Below are 6,878 nucleotides of genomic sequence, written 5' to 3'. Positions count from 1 at the left end.
ACATTTTACACTGAAAAGATAAGATTCAATATAGATTTAGAAACAAAAACCTCCGAGCAAAATGCTCGGAGGTTTTTTTATGAGAATCATTTTATGGTTAAATAGCTATACGTGTGTTGCCTCGTGTTTATATACTGAAATAATGACAAAAGTCCATTGTTCCTTTTCGCTTTAAGCGAAAGAATAGCAAGTTACATCTGTAAATCTAATGTAGATTATGGATCAAAGAGGTAAGAAATACTTTCCTATAGTTTTTTGTGGTTTTAGCTTTGGGTAAAAGTTGTAACTATCATTGATTAGATTCATTTTAGTACGTATGAAATGAGAATTGATTATCCATTTTACAGATAGTTCAAGTGTGTTTAGAAAGAAAATAATAAGTTCTCGTGTTTTGAATAAAAATAGCTAATAGTTGTAAAAAGAAATTACCTAAAAAGCTCCCAATCTAATTTTAAGGAAAAAACATTAGAATAAATGGCAGCACTTTGATCACCTATGTCGGTAAGCGCATAGTCAACGTGGATGCCTTTATATTTAAAACCAACACCAATATTAGGCTGAAAACCTACAGAGGTAGAATTATCTAACTGCGTAATTTCTTGAAAGTTTCCTACCCCCGCTCGTACATAAACAAGTTCGGAATACCCAAATTCAAAGCCAAATGCAGGTGTCACACTTGCTGTTGCTGTTGATATAATATCATTTGTTTGAGCAAAACGAACGTTAAGATCTATTTCTGCTTTAAAACTATAATCATAATGATGTACCCATGTTCTTCCAAAGCCTAATTGTAATTTTGGGATGGTAATCTCTGTGCTCTCAGGAAGTTCTTGATTTTGACCTTCTACGGCATCACTAATGGTAGCAAACTGTTCTTCATCAATACTCCATGCATTAACAGTTGTTGTAATATCACGAGCCATCAATCCAAAATTCCAATTTCCCTTTTGCCATTGTAATCCAATATCAATACCAAAACCCCAGCTATTTGCAAAATCACCAATAACACGACGAACTACTTTTGCATTAGCACCTATATTTAGACCATCTAAAGGAAGCTCTCGCGCATAAGAAAATGTAACTGCCCAGTCTGCGGTAGAGAATAAACTAATTCGATTAAAATCAATATTCCCTTCGGCATCTATAAGTTGTGTGGTATTCAAAATATCATCTACACCAAACCGAATAATAGAAATCCCTACAGCGCTTTTGTCATCAAGAGGTTTTGCAAAAGCCACATAATCATAGTTGGCAATGTTTGCAAAATAGGATGCGTGCATAATAGAGACTTGGTTGTCTTCTAGGTGTACAAGTCCAGCTGGATTCCAATATCCAGAATTAACATCGCTTGTACTTGCCACAACAGCATTACTCATTCCTAAGGCAGCCGCATCTACTCCTATGTTTAAGAACTCGTTAGAGTACTTACGCACAGCTTGCGCACTTACGGATAGAGTAAGTAGTATAAAAATTATGGGAAGTATCTTTTTCAAAAGCAGTAATTACGGGGCAAATATCCCCTTTTTATTACATATTCTAAACTTTATTTTAATGGAGATATTGCATATATAATTACATAATTCATTTTCTTTTCTATTTTTACACAAATACTAATGATGAGACTTAAAAAATATATACCTAATGCCCTCACTATGGGGAACCTTTTAAGTGGCTGTATCGCCGTTTTATTTGCTGTACAAGATCAAATGGAGTACGTCGCGTTTTTTGTAGCGTTGGGAATCTTTTTTGATTTTTTTGATGGTTTTTTTGCGCGCCTTTTCAATGTCCAAAGCGAAGTAGGATTGCAATTAGACTCCTTGGCAGATATGGTTACGAGTGGCGTAGTGCCTGGTATTGTGATGTATCAGTTATTAATTGGTGCAACAGATATTCCATGGGGAGCTTCTCTAGAAGCATATCATTTTAATATCGCATACATAGGATTTATCATTACGCTAGCGTCTGCCTATCGTCTTGCAAAGTTTAATGTAGATGACCGTCAGACCAATTCATTCATTGGATTACCTACACCAGCAAATACCCTTTTTATCATCAGCATTCCTTTGATTTTGATGTATGGAGAGTACGCTTTCGCGAAAGCGGTATTCACCAATCCCTATGCTTTACTAGCTATTGCTATAGGAAGTAGCTATATGCTTAACGCAGAAATCCATTTGTTTGCACTCAAGTTTAAAACATGGGATTTTGCAAAAAATAAAGTTCGCTATTTCTTTCTTTTAGCCAGTATCATGCTTCTTATTTTCTTACACTATTTAGCAATTCCACTGTTGATTGTGTTGTATGTTTTACTATCAGTACTCTTTCCTGATAAAAACAGAGATTCTATCAAAAAGGAATAACTATTCTGACTTTAGAAAGTATCTTTGCAAAAAAGACACTTTTATGACCAACCCAGATATAAGAGCACTAGAACCTAAAGCGCTCTGGAATAAATTTGCAGATCTTAATGCCGTACCACGTCCTTCAAAAAAAGAAGAACGTGTGATACAGTTTATGAAAGATTTTGGAAATAACCTTAATCTAGAAACCATCGAAGACGAAGTTGGAAACGTCATTATACGCAAACCTGCAACCTCAGGCATGGAGAACCGTAAAATGGTGGTGATGCAATCGCACCTTGATATGGTACATCAAAAGAATTCAGACACGACATTCGATTTTGATACACAAGGGATAGACATGTATATTGATGGTGATTGGGTACGGGCAAAAGGGACTACGTTAGGAGCCGATAATGGTTTGGGTGTTGCCACCATTATGGCAGTACTAGAGAGTACGACGATTGAACATCCAGCTATTGAAGCCTTATTTACCATAGATGAAGAAACAGGTATGACAGGTGCTATGGGTTTAAAAGGAGGTGTCTTAAAAGGCGATATTCTTTTGAATCTGGATACAGAAGAAGATGATGAAATAGGTGTAGGGTGCGCAGGAGGTGTCGATGTTACTGCAACGAGATCATATATCGAAGAAGCTGTAGCCGATGGTAAAACAGCCTATACCATTACCGTAAGAGGTCTTCAGGGAGGACACTCAGGAATGGATATTCATAAAGGCTTGGGGAATGCCAATAAATTAATGAACCGTTTATTATATAACGGATTTGAGAATTTTGGATTACAAATTGCCAATATTGATGGCGGTAGTTTGCGTAATGCTATTCCTAGAGAAAGTGTTGCTACGATAGTAGTGGATACGATACAAAAGGATGCTTTTGAGTTTGAATTTGATGCACTAGCAAAAACCATACAAAAAGAATTTGAAACACTAGAACCAAATCTTGAGATGATACTCTCTCAAACGGAACTTCCTGAAAAAGTAATGGAGTTGGGGGTTCAAGAAGGATTGACTAAAACATTGTATGCGGCACATAATGGTGTATATCGTATGAGTCCAGAGATTGAAGACTTAGTAGAAACGTCTAATAACATAGCACGTGTGATTGTGAAAGAAGGAACTATTAAAGTAGGCTGTCTTACACGATCTTCTGTAGAGAGTACTAAAATAGACCTTGCCAATGCACTTAGAGCTACGTTTGAATTAACAGGTTGTGACGTGGAGTTATCTGGAGATTATCCAGGATGGGCTCCTAATATGAAAAGTCCAATTCTTCAAGTGCTTATAGATAAGTACCAACAAATTAATAAAACAGCACCCAATGTGGCTGCATGCCATGCAGGTTTAGAATGTGGAATTTTAGGACAGAATTATCCAGATATGGATATGATTTCTTTTGGTCCTACCATTAAAGGAGCACATTCTCCAGACGAACGGGCAAGTATCTCTTCTGCGAAGAAATATTGGAATTTTGTTTTGGAAATTTTAAAAGATATTCCTGTGAAATAAATAGAGATATCATTTCATAAAAAAATGCTAGAGATTTCTCTAGCATTTTTTTTATGTGTAAAGTACAAGGATAACTACTCTTGAGGTTCTCTAACGCTTACAAGTTCTACTTCAAAAACAAGGTCTGCATTTGGTGGAATAGCACCAGGATATCCTGAAGGACCGTATCCTAAATGAGAAGGAATAAACAAGGTCATTTTATCTCCAATGCTCATAAGCTGTAATCCTTCTTTAAATCCAGCGACAAGTCCAGCGTCAGGTCCATAAAGTGTTCCTAATGGATTATATCCAATAGCATCTTTACGACGTTGATCAAATTTATCTTGACTTTTAGCAACTTCTTCAATGCTTGTGTCAAATAACTCCCCACTTTCAGCAAAGAATCCAGCATAATTCACATTTACAGAGTCTCCTACAGTAGGTTTTTGACCTTCTCCTTTTTTGTCCCAGTGTATTTTAAGTCCGCTAGGAAGTGTCTCTGCTTTTGCTTCCTTTTCATTGAATTTATTTTTAAACTCAGAAAATCTATTGGCATGTTTATCTAACTCTCTAGCAAACGTAGCAGGCGCATCAAAGTTTTTGGCAGCTTTACCAATACGGATCACGTTTACTTGTTGCATAATAACATCTACTTTTGGAGCTGTTGTTCCTTGTGTCATTTCTACATCTGTAATGGCATCTATAACGTCAAAACCAATCACTGTTTTCCCCCATACAGTGTGGCAACTTACACGTCTTCCGCTACAGTTTTTTCTACCTCCATTTTGATCAAAACCATCTAGATGTGGTGTTGCTTTATGTGTGATAAAAAACTGGCTTCCGTTTGTATCCGCTCCAGAATTAGCCATAGAAAGAATACCAACAGTATCATGTCTTCTTGTAGGTGATAATTCATCATGAAATTTATAGCCTGGACCTCCAGTTCCCGTACCAAGCGGATCTCCTCCTTGGATCATAAAGTCTTTCATAACTCTATGAAATTTTAAACCATTATAATAAGGCTTGTTAGCATATATACTATCCACCATTGGGTGTGTACCTTCTGCTAATGCAACAAAGTTTGCCACTGTCGCAGGAGCATCTTCATAGTATAACTCGGCAACAATAGTTCCTTTGTCTGTTATAAACTCGGCATAGATGCCATCTTTTAAATCTGGGTATTTATCATTACAAGAGAGTAATGATAATAAAGCAACAATAAGTAACATGTGTGTTTTTTTCATGGGTTAAAATGTATTAATTATTCGGGTTGATTATCTTCTTCTATTTTTAGTAAGCTTACTGTAGATCGAATGGGAAGATTACTTCCTATTTTATCTTCAAAACCATAATATCCGTATGCTTTGTGCGAAGGAAATAAAAATGTAATGGTTTCTCCTTCTTTTAAAATCTTAAGACCGTCACGTATTCCAGAAATAAGTTCTTGATTACTTTGGTCTATCTTCATGGCTTGTACTCCTATCGCTTCCTTAGAAAGAATGGTAGTACCTGACAATGTTTGTAAATCATACGTAAAATTGACAATATCTCCTTTTACAGGTGTTTTTGTAGTAAGGGTGTCTTGAGTTATATACCGATACCAAAACCCATTTTCAGAATTTAGGTAGGTATTTGTTGTATCTTGTTCAATAAGTTTTTTTATAAAAACTTCTTCTTCTGAGATCAGTTCTTTATTTCGCTGTACAGACTCAGAAATATAAGATCCTGATTTTTTAGAAACATACCATCTAGCTTCTGGATTTTGACAAGCCAAAAGGCATAGTAGACATACTATTGCAATAATTCCTTTTTTCATTAGTTATAATTTGTCTTTATAACGCGGTAATATACTAATAAATTGAGTGATGGTATCTTCTAATGAAAGGTCACTTTTTCCTCCCGCGGCATTGGTATGCCCACCACCTTCATAATGTGTGCGAGCAAACTCGTTTACAGAAAAATCTCCTATAGATCGCAAAGACATCTTTATAATCCCTTCCGATTTATTTTCTATAAAAATAATAGCAAAAATAATTCCTTCTAAAGACAAGCCATAATTTACAAAACCTTCGGTATCTCCTTTTTGAAAATTGTGATCGTCTAGCTCTTTTTGAGATAATGTGATATATGCTGTTTTATATTCTGGAAGAATTTTAAGATTTTTTAAAGCAACTCCTAATAATTGTAATTTCGTATAACTATTGGTATCATATATATGACGATGAATATTCGCATTATCGGCACCAGCAGCTATAAGCTTTGCAATGACCTCGTGGGTTACTGCCGTTGTAGAAGGAAACCTAAAGGATCCTGTATCTGTCATAATACCTGTGTATAAACACGAAGCCATATCGGCGTCAATATGAGCAGTTTCTTGCAATGCATCTATAAAATGATAGACCATTTCGCACGTACTACTCATACGTGTATCACTATAGGTAACCACAGCATAATCAGCAGGCTGTTGATGGTGATCTATCATGATAAATTCGGCGGTGGCAGTCGCAAGAACTTTTTCCAGATCCCCTGTTCTTGATAGATGATTAAAATCCAAAGTAAAGATAAGATCAGCATTTTCAATTTTTTCAATCGCTTTTTGAGTAGTGGCGTTATAGATAATTACATCCTCATGACCAGGAAGCCATTTTAAAAAATGCGGATATTCATTGGGAGCAATTACCGTAGCTGTATGTCCTTTACTATTGAGATATTTACATAGTGCTAGCGTACTTCCCATGGCATCACCATCAGGATTTTTATGGGGTACAATAACAATAGATTTTGATGTTTCAAGTAACGTCTTTACCGTCTTAATATCATTCGAATTCATAGTTTGCGAAGATACAATTTATGAATATGATGTATCCTAAAGATGCCTAATTATTTACAAAATGGATGGATGAAATAGAATTTGACAAACCTTACCCTTTGCATAATGTAGAAAAGCACTATTTTTGCACAAAATTTGAGGGGAGGCGATACGCTTTCGCGAAAGCATAAAAAAGAATTATTTTATTTAATACAAAAGATGC

6 protein-coding genes are annotated in these 6,878 nt (G+C 35.7%); 2 read left to right on the top strand and 4 right to left on the bottom strand.

From position 1 onward, the window contains the following. Window positions 1-425: 425 nt before the first annotated feature. Complete coding sequence (locus Q0505_RS01030) at window positions 426-1,493, bottom strand: PorV/PorQ family protein (protein ID WP_299207841.1); 1,068 nt, start codon at window positions 1,491-1,493, stop codon at window positions 426-428. A 123-nt stretch (window positions 1,494-1,616) separates the two neighbouring features. On the opposite strand from Q0505_RS01030, the gene Q0505_RS01025 reads away from it, so the two are divergent. Together Q0505_RS01025 and Q0505_RS01020 are read left to right on the top strand one after the other, a co-directional pair. Beyond that, a complete protein-coding gene (locus tag Q0505_RS01025) occupies window positions 1,617-2,360 on the top strand; it encodes a CDP-alcohol phosphatidyltransferase family protein (RefSeq protein ID WP_299207843.1) in 744 nt (247 codons plus the stop codon). A gap of 43 nt (window positions 2,361-2,403) precedes the next feature. Beyond that, the gene (locus tag Q0505_RS01020) at window positions 2,404-3,867 is read left to right on the top strand and encodes an aminoacyl-histidine dipeptidase (protein ID WP_299207839.1); all 1,464 of its coding nucleotides are present in this window, start codon (window positions 2,404-2,406) and stop codon (window positions 3,865-3,867) included. 74 nt (window positions 3,868-3,941) lie between these two features. Here Q0505_RS01020 and Q0505_RS01015 read toward each other — a convergent pair whose 3' ends face one another. The 3 genes from Q0505_RS01015 to Q0505_RS01005 are packed head-to-tail and all read right to left on the bottom strand — an operon-like array spanning window position 3,942 to window position 6,676. Then, on the bottom strand, window positions 3,942-5,090 hold the full coding sequence (locus tag Q0505_RS01015) for a peptidylprolyl isomerase (protein ID WP_299207837.1): 1,149 nt from the start codon (window positions 5,088-5,090) through the stop codon (window positions 3,942-3,944). A gap of 17 nt (window positions 5,091-5,107) precedes the next feature. Beyond that, complete coding sequence (gene gldI, locus Q0505_RS01010; protein ID WP_299207835.1) at window positions 5,108-5,662, bottom strand: gliding motility-associated peptidyl-prolyl isomerase GldI; 555 nt, start codon at window positions 5,660-5,662, stop codon at window positions 5,108-5,110. A gap of 3 nt (window positions 5,663-5,665) precedes the next feature. Then, window positions 5,666-6,676 (bottom strand): bifunctional oligoribonuclease/PAP phosphatase NrnA, encoded by a 1,011-nt coding sequence (locus Q0505_RS01005; RefSeq protein WP_299207833.1) that lies wholly within the window; start codon window positions 6,674-6,676, stop codon window positions 5,666-5,668. Window positions 6,677-6,878: the final 202 nt, after the last annotated feature.

The organism is uncultured Dokdonia sp. (genome assembly GCF_937910895.1).
In the GTDB taxonomy this organism is placed as follows: Bacteria; Bacteroidota; Bacteroidia; order Flavobacteriales; family Flavobacteriaceae; genus Dokdonia.
Note: the sequence above shows the minus strand (reverse complement) of the source record. Positions and strands in the feature narration are given on the sequence as shown.

Bases quoted from the DNA above. Each gene is read 5' to 3' on its own strand.
- gldI (WP_299207835.1), bottom strand. From the start codon at position 5,662: ATGAAAAAAGGAATTATTGCAATAGTATGTCTACTATGCCTTTTGGCT.
- Q0505_RS01020 (WP_299207839.1), top strand. From the start codon at position 2,404: ATGACCAACCCAGATATAAGAGCACTAGAACCTAAAGCGCTCTGGAAT.
- Q0505_RS01015 (WP_299207837.1), bottom strand. From the start codon at position 5,090: ATGAAAAAAACACACATGTTACTTATTGTTGCTTTATTATCATTACTC.
- Q0505_RS01025 (WP_299207843.1), top strand. From the start codon at position 1,617: ATGAGACTTAAAAAATATATACCTAATGCCCTCACTATGGGGAACCTT.
- Q0505_RS01005 (WP_299207833.1), bottom strand. From the start codon at position 6,676: ATGAATTCGAATGATATTAAGACGGTAAAGACGTTACTTGAAACATCA.